This window comes from Pseudoalteromonas rhizosphaerae, assembly GCF_902498845.1.
GTDB lineage: Bacteria > Pseudomonadota > Gammaproteobacteria > Enterobacterales > Alteromonadaceae > Pseudoalteromonas > Pseudoalteromonas rhizosphaerae.
Map to the genome: position 1 here is coordinate 267,882 of NZ_CABVLM010000007.1, position 17,395 is coordinate 285,276.

The 17,395-nt window shown below is 41.9% G+C and carries 15 protein-coding genes; 6 read left to right on the top strand and 9 right to left on the bottom strand.

What is annotated here, in order from left to right; all coding sequences use genetic code 11:
- Positions 1-440: 440 nt before the first annotated feature.
- The 5 genes from PSR9079_RS13080 to PSR9079_RS13100 form a co-directional block, all read right to left on the bottom strand.
- Positions 441-1,715, bottom strand: coding sequence for a tetratricopeptide repeat protein (locus PSR9079_RS13080; protein WP_149981990.1), 1,275 nt, complete (start codon positions 1,713-1,715; stop codon positions 441-443).
- A 175-nt stretch (positions 1,716-1,890) separates the two neighbouring features.
- On the bottom strand, positions 1,891-4,320 hold the full coding sequence (locus tag PSR9079_RS13085) for a PKD domain-containing protein (RefSeq protein WP_149981991.1): 2,430 nt from the start codon (positions 4,318-4,320) through the stop codon (positions 1,891-1,893).
- Positions 4,321-4,353: 33 nt separating this feature from the next.
- Positions 4,354-7,053, bottom strand: coding sequence for a TonB-dependent receptor (locus PSR9079_RS13090; protein WP_149981992.1), 2,700 nt, complete (start codon positions 7,051-7,053; stop codon positions 4,354-4,356).
- A gap of 113 nt (positions 7,054-7,166) precedes the next feature.
- Positions 7,167-8,147 (bottom strand): FecR domain-containing protein, encoded by a 981-nt coding sequence (locus tag PSR9079_RS13095; RefSeq protein WP_149981993.1) that lies wholly within the window; start codon positions 8,145-8,147, stop codon positions 7,167-7,169.
- Between the two features lie 6 nt (positions 8,148-8,153).
- Positions 8,154-8,672 (bottom strand): sigma-70 family RNA polymerase sigma factor, encoded by a 519-nt coding sequence (locus PSR9079_RS13100; RefSeq protein WP_149981994.1) that lies wholly within the window; start codon positions 8,670-8,672, stop codon positions 8,154-8,156.
- A 245-nt stretch (positions 8,673-8,917) separates the two neighbouring features.
- Between PSR9079_RS13100 and exbB the strand changes: the two genes are divergently transcribed.
- The 5 genes from exbB to PSR9079_RS13125 are packed head-to-tail and all read left to right on the top strand — an operon-like array spanning position 8,918 to position 12,273.
- Entirely contained in the window at positions 8,918-9,877 is a 960-nt protein-coding gene (gene exbB, locus PSR9079_RS13105; protein WP_246175565.1) for a tonB-system energizer ExbB, read from the top strand.
- A gap of 1 nt (position 9,878) precedes the next feature.
- Positions 9,879-10,313: a biopolymer transporter ExbD gene (locus tag PSR9079_RS13110; protein WP_149981995.1), complete on the top strand. Its 435-nt coding sequence runs from the start codon at positions 9,879-9,881 to the stop codon at positions 10,311-10,313.
- Positions 10,310-11,152 carry an energy transducer TonB gene (locus PSR9079_RS13115; protein WP_149981996.1) on the top strand — a complete coding sequence of 281 codons (843 nt, stop codon included), beginning with the start codon at positions 10,310-10,312 and terminating at the stop codon, positions 11,150-11,152. The genes PSR9079_RS13110 and PSR9079_RS13115 overlap by 4 nt, the downstream gene beginning before the upstream one ends.
- 55 nt (positions 11,153-11,207) lie before the next feature.
- On the top strand, positions 11,208-11,810 hold the full coding sequence (locus tag PSR9079_RS13120) for a biliverdin-producing heme oxygenase (protein ID WP_149981997.1): 603 nt from the start codon (positions 11,208-11,210) through the stop codon (positions 11,808-11,810).
- A 43-nt stretch (positions 11,811-11,853) separates the two neighbouring features.
- On the top strand, positions 11,854-12,273 hold the full coding sequence (locus PSR9079_RS13125; RefSeq protein ID WP_149981998.1) for a YbaN family protein: 420 nt from the start codon (positions 11,854-11,856) through the stop codon (positions 12,271-12,273).
- Between the two features lie 247 nt (positions 12,274-12,520).
- On the opposite strand, the gene PSR9079_RS13130 is transcribed toward PSR9079_RS13125, so the two are convergent.
- Complete coding sequence (locus PSR9079_RS13130) at positions 12,521-13,894, bottom strand: GAF domain-containing sensor histidine kinase (RefSeq protein ID WP_149981999.1); 1,374 nt, start codon at positions 13,892-13,894, stop codon at positions 12,521-12,523.
- A 372-nt stretch (positions 13,895-14,266) separates the two neighbouring features.
- On the opposite strand from PSR9079_RS13130, the gene PSR9079_RS13135 reads away from it, so the two are divergent.
- Positions 14,267-15,157 (top strand): tetratricopeptide repeat protein, encoded by an 891-nt coding sequence (locus PSR9079_RS13135; protein WP_149982000.1) that lies wholly within the window; start codon positions 14,267-14,269, stop codon positions 15,155-15,157.
- Here PSR9079_RS13135 and PSR9079_RS13140 read toward each other — a convergent pair.
- The 3 genes from PSR9079_RS13140 to PSR9079_RS13150 form a co-directional block, all read right to left on the bottom strand.
- Positions 15,154-15,474 carry a hypothetical protein gene (locus PSR9079_RS13140; protein WP_149982001.1) on the bottom strand — a complete coding sequence of 107 codons (321 nt, stop codon included), beginning with the start codon at positions 15,472-15,474 and terminating at the stop codon, positions 15,154-15,156. The two genes, PSR9079_RS13135 and PSR9079_RS13140, sit on opposite strands and share 4 nt — an antisense overlap.
- A 48-nt stretch (positions 15,475-15,522) precedes the next feature.
- Complete coding sequence (locus PSR9079_RS13145; RefSeq protein WP_149982002.1) at positions 15,523-16,347, bottom strand: nuclear transport factor 2 family protein; 825 nt, start codon at positions 16,345-16,347, stop codon at positions 15,523-15,525.
- 62 nt (positions 16,348-16,409) lie between these two features.
- Positions 16,410-17,150 carry a ferredoxin--NADP reductase gene (locus PSR9079_RS13150; RefSeq protein ID WP_149982003.1) on the bottom strand — a complete coding sequence of 247 codons (741 nt, stop codon included), beginning with the start codon at positions 17,148-17,150 and terminating at the stop codon, positions 16,410-16,412.
- Between the last annotated feature and the right edge of the window lie 245 nt (positions 17,151-17,395).

A 17,395-nucleotide genomic window follows, 5' to 3' on the forward strand; every position in this document is an offset into this window, starting at 1 on the left:
AAGCCAACAGCTTTTGTCCGCTCATTTACCCTCACTCACTTCTTTTTGTGCAAAATGCCTTTAATTGATTTATTCACCACAGAGGTTAAGAGACGCTGCGCTTTAGAGAAAGAATATAAAGACCGCGTCAGCAAGCTTATCGCCTACGGTAGTAAAAGGAGCTAGGTGCTAGAGTGAGCCCGCAGACCGTTGCTCGAAGCACTTTTTATCTTCTCCGTGCAGCGAAGCGCCTCAGTGGTAAAATAGGTTTTTAAACAATCACAGATCGAAAAAGCTGCTAGGTTCTAAGGAAGTGACTAGGTGCTAGGATCATTGCGTCGCCCGTCGCTCGCATCTCGGCACTGATCTTTTTAAATCACCTTGCAGATAAGTTAAATACCGCCAAATAAATCATTATTAGCTTAATGACCGACTATCGAGTCATTAATGTTGCACTTTATTTACTTTTTTCTTAGCCAAAACAAGCTGCCTTCGGTGGCTATCCAAGCTTGTTTGCCAAGTGAATTTAGGTATATACCCACTTCTTCTTTACTGCCTGGGCTATAAAAATGAAACTCCTCAGATTTTAGTTTTTCTTGCCCGGTGAGTATTTTTATAAAATGTTTATTAAGCTGTTTAAGTTGCTTTTTGTATTGCTTAGCTTTGCTAGAGTCACCATGTTTATGAAACTCACTCAAGGCGCGGCTTGCTGTGGCATGGAGCTCTTCGCTGTCGAAGTCGGCTAAAAACGCATCCAGCTTTTGCCACTGGCCTTTAATAATGTAGCAATTCATTAGCCAATGGCGATTAGCTTGATTATCCATGGGGTTTAGTTGCCAAAGCGCTTCAAATTCGTCAATAGCGTATTGTATGTTACCTTGTAATGCGTTGATTTGTGCACGATGCGCTCGTAACATCATATAAGGGCGTGTTTCGTGGATCAGCCAAAAGTGGCCTTGGTTCTGTGCTATGTATTGCTCTGTAATAACACCTTCAAACAGTTCCAGTAACGCTGCTATAGGTTCAAATGCGCTTGGAGTAAAATCGCTAAGGATTGCTTCCATTAATTGATCAATCACTTCGTCGTCGAGCACTTTACCAGCAAAGTCATCGTTGTGGTGTTCACCTGCAAACTCTTCCGCAAATTGTTCGTTAAACGCGGCTTCGTCTTCATCTGTCCAGCTGGGGTCTTCAATAAAACGAACGCTATAAAGCACATCGGCTACAAAATAGCTGTAGTTCTTTTTATAGGCTTGCGCTAGGCCTTGGTTGTCAGCAAATTTTTTAACTGCAACTTGTTCAGAGCTAAATGCACTCAGTACTTCATTTAAACTCGTTAGCAGGTCTTTTTGGTGTTTGTTTAGGCTGCGTTTGTCGATAAATTTAAGTGCTTGTAATGCCCCTTTACAGTAATTAGGCAGTGGCATATTAGCTTTGAGTGAATCGCGGTAGTCGGTTTTCGATAAGCTGCATTTAGTGGGCATTTTAAGGTCTTCGGTCATCACTTTATGCATGCTGTTATTGTAATTTTCCATCAGGCTTTCGAGGTACTTTAACTCAGTGTCTGTTGTAAAATTAATGTCACCTAATAGGTCTGACTGCCATTGGCTGGGCATTATTATGTCGGGCAGTAAGCCTAACCCTAAAAAATAACCTTGGATAAAATAGTAATCTGGTTTTTTATCGCTTAATACAGTTAATTTAATGACATCACTGCGTATTTTGGCGGGCGACATAGCTTGTCCTGCTCTTTATAAGTTGGCTCTAGTGTACCAATTGATTTATGGGTTACAAGATTATGGCGCGAAATTTTCGATAAAAACAACGATAGGAAGTTGATTAAGTTAATAACAAAAAACCCAGAGCGGTACGCTGGGTTTTTTGTTATTCGTTGAACTACCAAGTATTTAGTTATTCAGCAGCACATTCAGACCAATCATAGAATAGGCTTGATTTGTTGGCTGTGCGCCATGTTTCATATACGAAAGTGATTTCAGGAATTTCTTTAATGTTAAAAGAAAAATGAAAACCTTCAGATGCTTCTTCGTTACGAATACACGCAACCACAGGCAATATAGTTTTAAATGCAACTGATTTGCCCTTTGCTATTACTTGCTCATTTTTTAGGTTTTCGAAACGCGGTGTTAAGCTTGCTAACCCACCATTAATATGGCGCACCTGTAAATTTTCAATGGTGTAATCTGCATCAGTGGCGGTTAATGACCAGCTAATATAACCCTCTTCAAGATAAGGTTTAGAGCTGGCACTAAAGTCATTCGCAAAGGGTGGAATATTCTCATACGGTAATGGATACCATAGGCTTTCATTATCTTCGTTGATGCTACGTAAACGTACACCTGTAGCCTCTGTGAGTGGGTCAACGTCAACGACAAAGTCATACTGCGGCGCATCATCAATTAGGTCTGTTGCAGAATAACGGAATGTATATTTACCTGGCTTTGTAAATACTTGCCCACGGGTATTTGGGCAATCTGCTTCACTTGGGTTGCTAGTAAACTCACCGCCTGCTGGTGTACTGACAAGCTCTTCATGAGTGAATACTTCATCGCCATCGGCATCAACGGTTACTGGGCGATGTAATAACGACATGCACGGTAAAATTTGATAGTAGTCTTGGCCAGGATTTAAGCGTCCCCAGCTACGCGCCCATACAACGGAACGGATCTCTGGAGCGGTATTGGTAAATTTAGCTAAACCACTGTCTTGTGCATACGCCTTAGCAAATAAGCCACGGTCATCTTCTACAATTAACTGCGCAGTATAAGATCCCGGCACATCGGTGAGCACTTTTGCACGACGGTATTCTTGGCTTTGTGGTTCAATTACCGGTTCGATAGTCGCATTACTGCCATCAGGCTTATCTGTTAACTGCCAATGAAAGGTCAGTGGATCATCATTAGGGTCGCTACTTGATGCATCAAACACTAATGCATCACCCACCAGCACTGACTTTGATTGTGCATCAACGCCGCCAGTTGCAGGTTGACCGTTAACGTTACCTATTTTAGCTTGCATGCTGGCATCAACTGAAATTTGGTTTTCGCCGTCAGAGACAACCATACGTACTAAATAACTGCCGGTTATATCAAGCTTTTGAATCTTTTTACCCATAGGTTTCCAAGAACCAATATCCACTAGCTCTGCAATACTTCCTTGCGGTTTTTCAATAAGCGTAGCTGCAATAATTTGTAACGGCTCGCCTTCTGGATCATAGCCGGTAAAATTAAATTCAGCTCTTAAGCCTACTTCTTGTTCACCAATACTATTAGATGGGTAATAGCCGGTTGCTAATAATTTACCGATCGGTGGGGCATTGCTAGTCGCGTTAGGATCTTTTTTGACGGTAACTGTAACTTCTTTTTCTTCACTTTTTCGGGTGCCATCAAATACAAATAGTATTAATTTATAACTTGCCACAGCTTGTGGGGTAAAACGCACTACAGCCGTTTTTGTACCTGTAAGCTCTGGTAGTGGTACATTTTCGGGATCCGTTGCTGAGCGTGACGGCCATAGCCAGCGATATTGTAGTGGCTCCCCTTCAGGGTCAATGCTGGCTGATGCATCTAAGATAGCTTCTTCGCCTAGGATAATAGTTATGTCGTCGGCTTTAGCCACTGGTGGCGCATTACCTTCTGAAACGCTTACCACAACTTGTTTTGGTTCACTTGATACGTCGTTATGAGTCACCTCTAACTGCAATGTGTAATCTCCTGCTAAATCAACAAACAGTGTGCTTTGGCTTTGCTCTGCGTTATTTAAATAACCCGCACTGTCGGTGGGCTTTTCCATAAGCGTCCATTGGTATAGTAATGAATCGGTGCCACCTGCTGGGTTTACACTTTGGCTACCATCTAAACCTACGCTATTAGTGCCTAAATTAACACTATGGACTGAGTCAGTAATTGCGACTGGATACGGGCTGGTTGCGCTTAGCGTGATACGCGCGGCTTCGCTATTATTTGCCCCGTCATTAACAATTAAACTCACAACATAATTGCCTGGTAAATCTGCAGTAAAGTCTGTTGTTATGGTATTGGTGTTGGTGATATTAGCAGTACTTGTTGCTGGTCGTTCAATGAGCTGCCATTGATAAATTAAATCTGCTCCCTCTGCACTTGTACTCGCCTCAGCATTCAGCGTGACTTTTACCGCGCCATCCTTTAGTGAGAATGCTGATTCTACTGGCGATTGCAGCTCAACAACCGCTGTTGGTTTTTGCTCTGTTGTTTGTGTACTGTCTTTGTTATCACTACCGCTACCACAGGCTACCATAGTAAGCGAAAGCCCGACTATGGCTATTGCGCCAAATAGTTTTTTCATTCTTTTGTACTCCTTGCTGATAGGTGTTATCAGTTAAAAATTATAAGTTAGGCTCAGCCGTGCAGTTCTTCCTGGTGCAGGTACTAAACCTAAACTTAAAGCGTCGAGGTAATAACGATCTGTAACATTATCGATGGTAAAATCGAGTGTTGTGTCGTCGTTAAATTTATAACTAGCGTAGATGTCTAAAAGGTTATAACTGTGCCAAAGTACCGGTTCATTAAACCCTGTAGGTGCGTTATAGCGAGGAATTGAGTTGCGCTCTCCCATAAATGTGCCACGCAGCCCAGCTTCTAATTGCTGCTCAAATAAACGTAAGCCAAGGTGAGCACTGGCGTGCCAATTTGGCGGGATCATGTTATTGATATAGCTTTCAGGAAGGCCCCAATCATTACAGTAGTAGCGCACATAACTGCCTACATTACATACTTCAATCTGGGTATAATGCGTGCCGCTAATCTCAGCAACCCAGTATTTTGTGTCGTAGCTAAAATTAAGCTCCCATCCATTTAAATCTAGGCTGTCAATATTTCGCATTCGAAAAAAATCATTGAAGCCGCCTTGTTTTTGCTCCCACGCATTGGGTTGCGTACGGGTTAAATAATCATCAACATGATTTTGGAAATAGGCGAGCTTAAAGCCCACTTTATAGTTATCTGTTAGTAATGAGTCGGTTAAATAATTAAGGCCAATTTCTTGGTTTTTAGCATGCTCTGGCTCTAAAGGGATATCTAAAACGGGGCTGACAGACCAACCTGAGGTACTTTCGAATAGGCTTGGCATACGCAAAGCTTCACTGTGGCGAATATAAAACTGCAGTCCTTTATATGCCTGCCACTTTAAAGCAACCAATGGTGCTGTGCCTGAGTGGCTATTTTCATATTGTACTTCTAAGCAACCACCGGCTCCGTCAGACACACAAGCAGGATCGTTGTTAGTAATGGTTACTGGGTTATTATCTTTCGATGAAAAGTGCGTAAAACGCAGTCCCGCTTCGAGTGTCCATGCTGTTAAAAACTGCCAATCAATGGCAGTAAAAGCACTAAATTCTTTACGCCAACCACTGCGAGATCCTGCATAGAAACCTTCGGTTTCAGGGGTGTCGGTATCCATGTTTTCATACTGTGCAGCAACACCATAGCTCAGCGCTAGTTCGCCCGCTGAATAAAACATCATGGTATTACTCACATCAGTTCCAAAGCGCTGATAATCATCGCTGCGAGCAACATTATCGACTATATCTACTGAGCCAACACCAGGGGTATTTAAATGGGTGAGTGCATCGGTATGCCAAAAGTTGGCTTTAAAGTCAGCCCAATCATATTTGATTGGCTGCCAGCGATATCGCACTGTGTAAGTTTGATTAGTGACTTCGCTATCGAGCCATTGCCTTGCTTGACCAAAAGAGCGTATTTGCGATGGCATCATTTCGCCGTAGCTGCTGTTATAGCGTATATAGCTCATTTCAAGGCTTTGGTCGTTGGGCAGCAACACATTGCTTTTTAACAGCCAAGATTCACTAGAAAAATTGGTATTGGGGATGCGTTCATTGGCACGAAACCGCGATGCCCCTTGCATTGACACCGCCGTTTCGGTGTACCAAGCAAGTTTGTCGGGGGCTGCGTAAATTATTTCAGGTGCAGGGCCGTTACTACCTGCATAGTAATTACCTTGCTCGCGCTTAGCATAAGCAGCAATTAGATCGCCCCACTGAAAATGCTTAGCGGCAGCAAAACTGCCTGCATAACTAGCAAACTCAAATAAGCTGGGTCTATCCATGCCCTCCTCAGGAGCAAAGCGCTCTGGCATTATGTACTGCTCAGTACAATAACTCGAAAAGCGACACTGTGAACGATAGGCATTGCGTGGTAAATAATACCCTGCGTATGTACCTGGCTCTGGCGTATTAGCGCTATTACCGATGGCGCTAACACGTAATCTAAACCCGCTGAGCTCACCCTCTTTAACAATATCATCAGCCGACAATGTACTAACGCTCACCAAGCCACCTGTCGCCCCAGTGCCATCAGCACTCATGATAGGGCCTTTACTGATTTTAACAGAGCCAATCAAATCGGGATCAATGTAACTGCGGCTCGATACACCAGAATAGCCGCGATACACGGTGGTTTCTTGACGACTACCATCTATCACTACAGGTACTCGTCCTTGGCCTTGCATGCCACGAATATTAACATCAAGCCCGCCTGAGTTACGGTTTTCGCTGATCAAAACACCGGGTGTACCTTGAAATATATCGCCAACACTGGTTCCTCTAAAGCGTTCAATATCTTGCTGGGTAATTAGGTTTACTGATGCGGCTTCGGTATAGGTTTGATCTTTTAGATCCCTATTGCGACTTTGCACATTAATGGTATTTAGCGTGATCAAATCTTGGGTGGTTTTTTGTTGCACTAGCCATGCGCTATTACTAACAGGTAAAGCTTGTAGATTGGTATTGCTTAACAGCCTTTGTAAGGCTGCCTCTATGGTCATTTCATCGGTTATTGCAGCGACTGAAAAACCACCGACAACACGCTCTTCAAATGATAAAGTCACACCCGCTTGGCGTGAAAATAAAGTCAGTACATCACCAAGCTGGCCTGCGGGAAGATCAAATTTGATCATTTTTAATTGTGATGTTGCAGATACTTGTTCAGCTAAACTTGCTGAAGGGGTAATCACCAACAAACCTGTGACTACGATGAGTAAATTTAACGCTGCGCGGGGCATAAATGGTTTCCTATTTCTTTAATGCATACTTATATGACGCATGAAAATAGTAATCCCGTAACTCTAAATGATAATTATTTTATATTTTTTCCTGATGAACTAAATAAACATAGTTATGAGCGAATTTCGGCCCACCAACGGGTTCTGTAATGCACACTTGCCCGAGCGCTACGAGCGACTGTTTTAAGGATCAGGTGAGTGTCATTTAACTGAAAAACGCCGGAGACAAGGTAGTCATTTAAACTGGGGGCAATTTTTACAAAACCACGGTGATAACGAGATAGTTCAGCTAAAAAAGAATTGATTGACATATTTCGCACTGACAACAGCCCTGCTGTCCAACTACTGTAGTCAAATATATGATTGTCTAACTGTTGCATTGAATTTACGGTAATTTTATATAGCTCGCCAGCCTTGATCGCCTGATTGGTAAATAAGCCGTTTGCTTGCGCGAGCTTAACACTGCCTTGCATAACTTGAACTAAAGCATGATCGGCTTCATTACGCACAAAAAATTGTTTGCTGTCACAAAGTAAAGTTCCGTGCTGTAACGCCACCTGCACAGGCTGCGTATTAGCTGAAGCTATAAATTGCATTTCTCCTCGGGTTAAATGAATGTATCTATTGTGAGCATTAAAATTCAGTTCAACAGTGCTGTTATGATTTAACCAAAGCTGGCTATTATCGGCGAGCGTAAATAATTGCCGTTGATTGGTAGTTGCGTGATCTGCGTTAAGGTATTGCCATGCCCCCTGTTTGTCTGCCAACCAGCTTACACTGGCAAGTCCTAGTGTGGTTCCAGCGATCCTTTTTAGCGCCTGGCGACGACTCATGCTTTGTATATCATGATCGGTTTTTTTTAAGGTCATGTGAGCAATACGACCATTTTTTTTACTCACCCCGGCAAATGCAGCCTCCATGTTTTCTATCCGTTGCCAGGCTAATTCATGCATCGGATCGGCAAGCCGCCATCGCCTATATTCAGCCATATCTGCAGACTGTGCGTTGCCCGACTCTAAACAAATACGCCACGCAATCGCTTGCTGTACGACTTGTTCTGGTAAAGGTGTTTTTTGGGCACACGTATTATTCACAATCGCTTACTCTATATCACAGTATGTAAGGGTGTAGCACTCTAACATCGCTTTCGCCATGTATTTTTCAATAGATGATAGGCTCACCTTGAGTTGCTTTGCGACTTCTTTATAACTGAGCCCGTCGAGTCTAACCATTAAAAATGCTGTTTTTTCGATTGCTCTCAAACCACTCAATAATTTATCTATTTGCTCTAGTAAACTGAGCAGCTGTAGTTGCTCTTCAGGCGAAAAATAGGCTGCTTCTGGCATGCTTCCTAAAAATAATAAATAGTTTTCTTCTAGAACTTTGCGACGAATGTTATCGGTTACTAAGTTTCCGGCAACTTTTGTAAGCCATGCTCGCGGACTTTGTATTTCGTTATACAAAGAGGGCTTATTAAGTAAACGCATAAATGTATCTTGAGCGAGATCTTGTGCATTATCTTTGTTGTAGGTGCGTCGAGCGATCCAGCGAACAAGCCACTCATGGTGTTCTTGGTAGAGCGCATTAAACCCTACTGAGTTAGCGGTAGTGCTAGTCAAAATTTAACTATTCCTGTAGCATATTTACCGCGAGTATAAATGATTTTAATTCCTATTCAAGTTAATTTAGATATTCTGCAAACATTATTAATAAAAAATTTATTATTCTTTTGATGAAAATCGGATCTCGTTCGGCATTAGTTATATAGCCAATAATTTGTCCATCAAAACGATGCGGCATATTGATCTAGTATGTTGGTGTTACATCGCCACATTTACAAATTACGTAAAAATTAGGGAGCAAAATGTTTATAAGAACTATGTTATTTGTGTGTTTAATGGGTGGTGGAACGTCTGCGGTTCACGCACAACAAGCGACGCCATCAACAGCCTCCAAAGTAGAAGTCACAGGTAATGCTGTTACACCAGAGGTGAATACAAATACGCTATCAGCTAAATCTATAACCGTAGGATCTGACCTTGATACAGACACCAGTACCGCGGTTAGTGTTGACGAGGCGGCTTTTGATCAACATGACTTATCGCCAATCGGCATGTACAAGGGCGCTGATGTGGTTGTGAAGGGCGTAATTATCGGGTTACTTTTAGCATCGTTAGTCTCATGGGCTATCTGCATATTCAAATCTGTACAGTTAAATATTGCTAAGCGAAATGCCAAAAAATTGCTTAAACATTTAATTCAAAGTGAAAGTTTTGCAAAGGCCAACCACACTTTATTACTACAACAAAGTGATGTCTTAACACTCCTAAAAGCAACCCAACATGAGTTGCAACTAACTGGCGAAGGACTTACTACTGACGAAGGCTTAAAGGAGCGATTAGTCGCGCGTTTAGAGCGTGTACAAGCAACGCTAAGCGCAAATATGAATCAGGGTACAGGCATATTGGCAACGATAGGCTCTGTTGCACCGTTTGTCGGTTTGTTTGGTACGGTTTGGGGCATTATGAATAGCTTTATTGGTATTGCTAAAACACAAACAACTAATTTAGCCGTAGTCGCCCCTGGTATTGCAGAAGCTTTATTAGCAACGGCTCTGGGGTTAGTTGCAGCGATCCCAGCCGTTATTATGTACAACCATTTTTCTCGTGTAATTGGCAGTTACAAAGCACAGTTAGCCGATATTCTGACCGCGATCATGATACTCGTGAGCCGAGATCTTGACCGAAAACATCCTGATGCAAAACACATAGCCTACCTACTTAACGATGAAGACGCTGCAAATGCAGTATCTAAAGAGCTTTAAAATGGCATTTAGTAGTAACCGTACCGATAGCGATGAATTACAAGAGCAGCATGAGATTAACGTCACTCCGTTTATTGATGTGATGCTGGTGTTGCTAATAATTTTTATGGTGGCGGCCCCATTAGCCACTGTCAGTGTGCCAGTTAAGTTGCCTGCTGTTGCGGCACCAACCCAACCGAAAAGTGATGATCCAACTTACCTTACTCTACAACAAGACCTTACTTTAATACTTGGCGAGGGAGATAAAATAAACCAAAAAAATTTGGCGCAAGCACTAAAACAACATGGTATTGAAACACAGCAGCAAATTTTGATTCGTGCAGATAGCAAAGTTGAATATGGTCAGTTCATGGCATTAATGAATCAATTAACTAAAGCCGGCTACTCACAAGTTGCTTTAGTCGGTCTTGAACATGAAACGGATGTTGCCCAGTGAGTTTATTCGCAGGAAACGATACCAGCGCTTCTCACTTGGTGCGTTGGCATGTTGTAGGCGCTTTTTTTATCGCCGCGATGCTTCATGCCGCCATTGCGGGTTATTTTTTAATGCCGACAGAGCATAACAATATCGTACCCATGCAAGCTTCACCGCAGGTGTTTGAAGTCAATATTGTGGCAGCCCCCAAAGCGGAGCCATCGGCACTTCCTGTCGGACCTGCGCAACAAGAGTCAGCACCAGTAAAGCGGCAGGTAAGCAAGCCGACAACAACAATAGATAAACCCTTGGTAAAGCCATTACTCGAAAGCAAATCTGACTTTACCATTAGCGATAAACAACCTGAGCCAGCACCAAGTAAACCAGTAGAGAAATCTAATCAACAACAAGAGCAAGATCCACAACCGACTCCGCTGCCTGATCACACCAGCATAACAGGAGCCAGTGAACACTTGGTAGAGCAAAGTAGTGCTCCTTTGGCTATTCCAGTGAAAGAGTCAACAGTCGCATCTGGTCCGGTAAAAGGTGCTTTAAGTGAACAGCAAAGTACAGCTAAACAACTATGGCAAAGTGCTATTCAGATCCACCTAGAACGAAAAAAGCGCTATCCACGAATGGCAAAGTTAAGGCGCCAACAAGGTGTTCCTTGGGTGAGTTTTACCATGGACAGAGCAGGTAATATTTTAGATGTCACATTATTTAAAGCAAGCGGAATAGCTGCATTAGATAATGAGGTCATCGAATTAGTTAGACGTGCTGAGCCCTTGCCCGTCCCTCCAGAAGAAGTTACAGGGAACCCAATAAAAATGGCCGTGCCTGTGGCATTTTTTATTCATTAACAGCTACTTGCTGTGCTTATTACGAATTACTGAAATATAAAACTAAGGACATACAATGATTGCAGACCAACATGTTAACAATGAGATTAATACGCCTTCATTAACAACACTATTTAAACTCAATACCACGACTATTCACGATAACCTTGATAAAACGATTATGACTAAGCGACCGTTTGCAAGTTTAGACCGTTATGCTTTATTTTTAGAAGTTCAATATCGATTTCATTTGGCTATTGCCCCTCTTTATAGCGATACTAATTTAAGCCGCTTAGTGAGCGATCTGCCAACACGGCAGCGCCTAAGCCATCTTGAACAAGACTTACGCGATATTAACCTCGATCTGAGTGAAGTAACAAACAGCGTTAACTTAGTGCCGGTTGACTACCCAGCCTCACTGGGTTGGCTTTATGTATCAGAGGGGTCTAATTTAGGCGCTGAGTATTTATTAAAAGCAGCAAAACGTATTGGCTTATCAGAAGAATTTGGTGCCTCGCATTTAGCACCAGCAACAATTGGCCGCGGGCAATCATGGCAAGATTTTACAACGGCTTTAAATACGGTTGAATTAACTAAAGAACAACAGACACTCGCAATTAATGGCGCTCGCGATGCTTTTAGTTTGGTTCGTAGCGCTGTTGATTGTGTATTTGTTTAAGTAAAACGTGAGCTGCAAGTGCATTAAAATTAAGTGATAAAGTATGAAGCGTACAGGTAAGAAAAACTCGATGTTAGTTATTAGTAAATTTAAGCAAGTGACTTATTTATTAAGTGGCTTCGTGTTAACCGTAATGGGGATTGTCGGTGCTTTTTTGCCGATAATGCCAACAACAGTATTTCTTATTGGTGCTGTTTTTTGTTTTAGCCGTTCATCAAAGCGCTTTGAATCTTGGTTAATTAATCACCCTCGCTTTGGTAAAACACTAATCAATTGGCAAGCCCATGGCGCTATTTCTAAGTCGGCAAAAGTAATGGCCAGTTTAGGTATGGCTGTTGGGTATGGATTATTTTACCTAAGCGCGCAACCTTCTTTATTACTGGCAACTGTTGTCGCGCTTTTTATCGGTGGCAGCGCATATTACGTTTTATCTCGCCCCTTACCACCAAAAGACTGCTCGTGATGGTTGCCACTTAATTAGGCGCGAGATTGATAACCTCGTCCCTAAGTAAAAACAGAGGGAGTTAAGGTATCCAGTCAGCGCTAGCTTGTTAGCTACAGCTAAGTAAACAACTCACCTTTAAGCTGGTCCTCAGGCAGTAGCGGTTTAAGTTACCCTGTCACCAGAATATTTACTCAACAATGACCGTATTCTTTACGAGCAAATTGTTTGAGTATCATGCTAAAACTCTGAGTTTTACCAAATATAGCTAGCTCAGGCTCAGTGGAAAAGTAAAAGTGACTGTAATACCTTGCTCTGGCTGACTATGTATTTTTACATCACCCTGAAGAGCTTGGGTGGCAAGGTTATAAACAATCGCCATACCTAAACCGCTGCCGCCATTGCCACGAGTGGTGGTAAAAAAGGGTTCAAACACACTTTGTAATACGTCCTTGCTCATACCGTGGCCGTTATCGCTATAGCGTAATGTGTAAGTGTGTTGCTGGGTATCTAGGTGAACGGCTATATTGATATGATTATCTTCGCGATCTTTAAAGCCATGCACACAGCTGTTACTCACCAAGTTCATAATAATTTGGCTTAAAGCCCCCGACACTGTGATAAGCGTTAATGCTTTGTCGCATTCAATTGTGGTGGTTACTTTGTGGCTGCGGGTTAATGGGGTGAGACTATGTATTGTATTAGCTAAGTAGTCATTTAACTTCACGGTGCTAATATCAAGAGAAGATTGATCGACCGCTGTTTGTTTAAAATTACAGATCAATGCTGCGGCTCTATCAAGATTACTACTGGCAATGATTAAACACTCATTAATGTGCGCTACAAATTTTTGCAAATTGCTTTTTGATAATGTGTTGTCATTTAGCTGTTGAGTTAGCTGTTTAAGATTATCTGTTGCCGAACTATTGGCGGTAACGGCTATACCTATTGGCGTGTTTACTTCATGAGCAACACCTGCCACTAGGTTTCCTAATGCGGCCATTTTTTCCGCTTCAATTAGCTTTCCTTGGGTACCGGTTAACTCTTCCAATGTTTTTTGTAAGGTATTCGTTCGCTCAATCACCCGCTCTTCTAGGCGGTGATTGGCAACTTCTAATTGTTGCTTAACTATACGACTTTCTTGCGCCGACAATGCGCGGCCATAAAGATCAGCAAGTCCACTCAAAAAAGTGCATTCATCATCCTCCCATTGCCTAAAACGGCCAGTATGTTCACAACAAAAAATACCGATCATTTCTCCTTTGAATCGGATCGGTGCATCCAACATTGATTTTATTCCTAAAGGCGTTAAATAATGCTCTGAAAATTCAAAGGTAGCGGGATCAGTATGCGCATTATTAGCAATGATCACGCGCTGAGTATCTAACGCAGAAAAATAAGCCGGATAGTTCTCACGTGATAATATGAGGCTTTGGTTTACATTGTTGTTCGCGCGGTCAAACAGTAACTGACAATGACACTCGGTATTATCTTTATTAAATAACCAGATGCTAGCACGCGTATTATTTAAGCCATCAATAATGGCATTTACAATTAATTGTTCTGCAAGCTCTATATAGCCATCATCTAACGCTGATGAAGTAGACACTTTATAAAGTAATTGCACAAGCTGTTGCCGCATTGAATACACCTTCCCCAAACTATGGTCATCAATTTAGTTTAGTTGATGAAATTAAATCCTACCTCAACAATTATAATGCTTTAAATATTAAGACGTTGTTCAGATATGTTTGGTTATTATAAACACTCACTCCTGTTGATATCCCTGACGACTTTATGTTGTTTAAGCAGTTTTACCAGCTCTTTTTAGAGCTGGTTTTTTTTGCCTGTTTTTAATGGCTTCATTTTCTTCCATTACAGCAATGCAGCGATTACCAAGCACACAGCAGTAAAAACAACCTCGAAAGATCAACCCACCCTAGTTACTAATAGGTAGTCATGTTACAGTTTCAGTAATTTACTTAGCACTTTAATTTATCGACTAGGCAGTAGTATGCGTCATTATTTTGTATCAATTTTACTTCTTTTTGCCACTTTAGTGGCAGCTCAGGCACAGGCACAAGAGTCTCGCGCTGTACCCAACCTGCAACATCAAAAACAGGCACTCAAAAAACTCCAAGAGCCGATGTACAGACCCTTGATGGAACGCTATATTCTTGATGAACTCAAAGCGGTACGCCAAGATCAGCAAAAACTACGTGAAGACGTTACCAAACAAGTCACTCATGCTCAGCTTGATACCGCTGATCGCGCACTGACTTACACCACTGATACAATTAATAATGTATTTTTTATCATCACTGCCACAGCCTCTATTTTGGTACTGGTTGGTTGGAACTCCTTACGTGATGTAAAAAACAAAGTAGAAGATATTGTAAATACCCGTGTCAGCGTGATCACTAATGAATACGAAGCACGGTTGAATACATTTGAAGAGAAGCTACGCGAGCGCTCTGAAGAAATTTTAAGTAACCAACAAAAAATATCTGTTACTAATGAAGTCCACTCTTTATGGATGCGCGCTAATTTAGAAAGCGATATAGCCAATAAGATCGAAATATTTGATGAGATTTTAAAACGTAAACCCGAAGATGTTGAAGCTATCGCTTATAAAGCCGATGCATTACTAGAGCTTAATGAAACAGCTCAGGCGATAGAGTTGTGTAACCAAGCCTTGGATATAGACAGTGACTACGGCTACGCTTATTGGCAACGTGCATGTGCCTATGCGTTGACGCATAAACACGCTGATGCGTTGGCCGATATTAAAATGTCGTTGGAGTATTCACCCAACTTACGTAATGAGCTATTGCATGAAAGTGCATTTGCCAGTTTGCACGACAATAGCAGCTTTAATGCGATTGTATCTGGCGACAATGATTAGCGTTCTAAGAAGCTTTCTATTGCTTGAGTGAGTAGTTCATCGAGTTGCTCCTCAAACTCATCTTTGTTGGTTTTAAAGTGCGCTAGATATGCCTGCGCATGCTGTTCAGATAACAGCCGAGCATTAATACTGTATTCGCGCTCGGCTTTAGTTTTATCAAACCGCGGGGTAAAGTGGTACAAAGCAAAATAAGGGGCGACCAATTGCTGATTAGCATAATCGCAAAAGCGTTCAATTGTTTGCGCACCTGTTGGTCCTAAACAGCCAGGCTCTACACGATAAAGTAACTTTATTTTTTTATCATCACTAATGTCCATACTCGTCGCGGCCCCTTTATTTGCCTATATAATCTGCCTATTAATGCTCTATCTAAAAAAGAGCACTTTAGTTATTTTGCCATTTTCAACTTGATAGCTAGAGATTAACTCTCCGCGCTTATCAACTACATTTGGATCTGTTGAACAGGTTTCTGACAGTTCATGATCGATAACGATATTACCGTGTACAATGCGTTTAATTGGGGACGATTTTATACACTTTAATTTTTTAAACATTATCCCGTAACGGGCAATCAGTTTTTCTTTGCCCTTAAACAGTAACTCATTTGGAAAGGCATAAAACTCTACATTTTCATCATACATACTAATAAATGCGTCGATATTTCTGGCGTTGTACGCCTTAATTAATTGCTCGATAACGGCTAACGATTCGCGTGACTGTTTGGCTTTAACTTGTTGCTTGAGTGTTAGCGCTTCTTTAGCTTGGATCACCGCTTGCTCTGCTTGTGCTACTGCAAGCTGTTTTTCTTGTTGCGTTTTAGGAAGCTCAGCAGGTTTTGCCGCTTCGGTGCCAAGTACCTTACTGGTATCAACTTCAGGCTCGCTTGGTTTGCTGGTGTCTGTTTTAATTGGCTGTGTTGGTTCAACATTTACAGGTTCAGCTGATTGCTCATTTTGCGGGGTTAAAGTGATCACCGCAGGGCTATCTTGTAATTCAACCTCAGTTGATTTAGCTGGGGCTTTACTCTGCACTGACTTTTCTTCACCAGCGCTAGTGTCAGTCGTTTTTACTGCAGCAGGTAATTCAGCTGCTTTTGTTTCAGTTTTAGTCGGTGGTTCAACTACTTCAGCTGCAGTTGCTAATAATTGCCACGCAAGTAACAAACTTACTAAAAAAAATAACGGTTTCATACTGTTCCTGAGTAATTTAAGAAACTCTAAAATAACAAAATTTACCGGATCGCGATAGCTTTTTACCAATACTGCTCAACGGTGATTTGCCCAGGCTCCCGACGACGATTGCGAGTGTAGCCTTGCTCGGTTAATAATGCGCTGGTGTCTTTAACCATTTGTGGATTACCGCAGATCATAAATTGACTATTTTGCGGGCTAACTACACTGTCACAATGCTTAAATAGAGTGCCATCGGCGATTCGATCAGTAATGCGCCCATCTAAGCCGACAATTGCCTGCTCGCGACTCACTACGGGCAAATAACTCAATTGCGGATACTGCTGCTGTAACTGCGCGATTTTTGCTTGATAACTTAAATCTGCATTCAAGCGCACACCATGCACTAAGGTAATATGCTTAAACTGCTGCCACACATCAGGCTGCTCTAAAATAGATAAAAACGGCCCAATTGCAGTGCCGGTACTAAGCATAAACAACTGTTCACTAGCGGGAATTTCATCAATAGTAAAAAATCCACTGGCGCGGCTTTCAATCATCACCGTATCGCCAGGTTTAAGCTTGGCTAATTGTTGTGATAATAAGCCATCGACTACATTAATTAGGTAAAACTCTAAATCGGGAGAGCTTGGTGCATTTACGTAAGAGTAGGCTCGTGCAATACGTTTTTCATCCATCATCATAGAAAGCTTAGTAAACTGCCCTGCTTTAAACGGCTCCACATCGGCATTCACAATTAAACTAAATAACGTATCAGTCCACCAAACAATATCTTTAACACTCGCTTCAACCCAATTAGACACAATTAACACTCCTTAATTATTGCTTTGTATAACAGTGGCAAGAGTGCACAGCATTGTCAATGTTTGCGAGTTTGCTTATCTTTTATAAAGGTACGAGTTTGCATTCACTTATAAGGAGTGCGAGTTTGCGAGTTTGCGAGTTTGCGAGTTTGCGAGTTTGCGAGTTTGCGAGTTTGCGAGTTTGCGAGTTTGCGAGTTTGCGAGTTTGCGAGTTTGCGAGTTTGCGAGTTTGCGAGTTTGCGAGT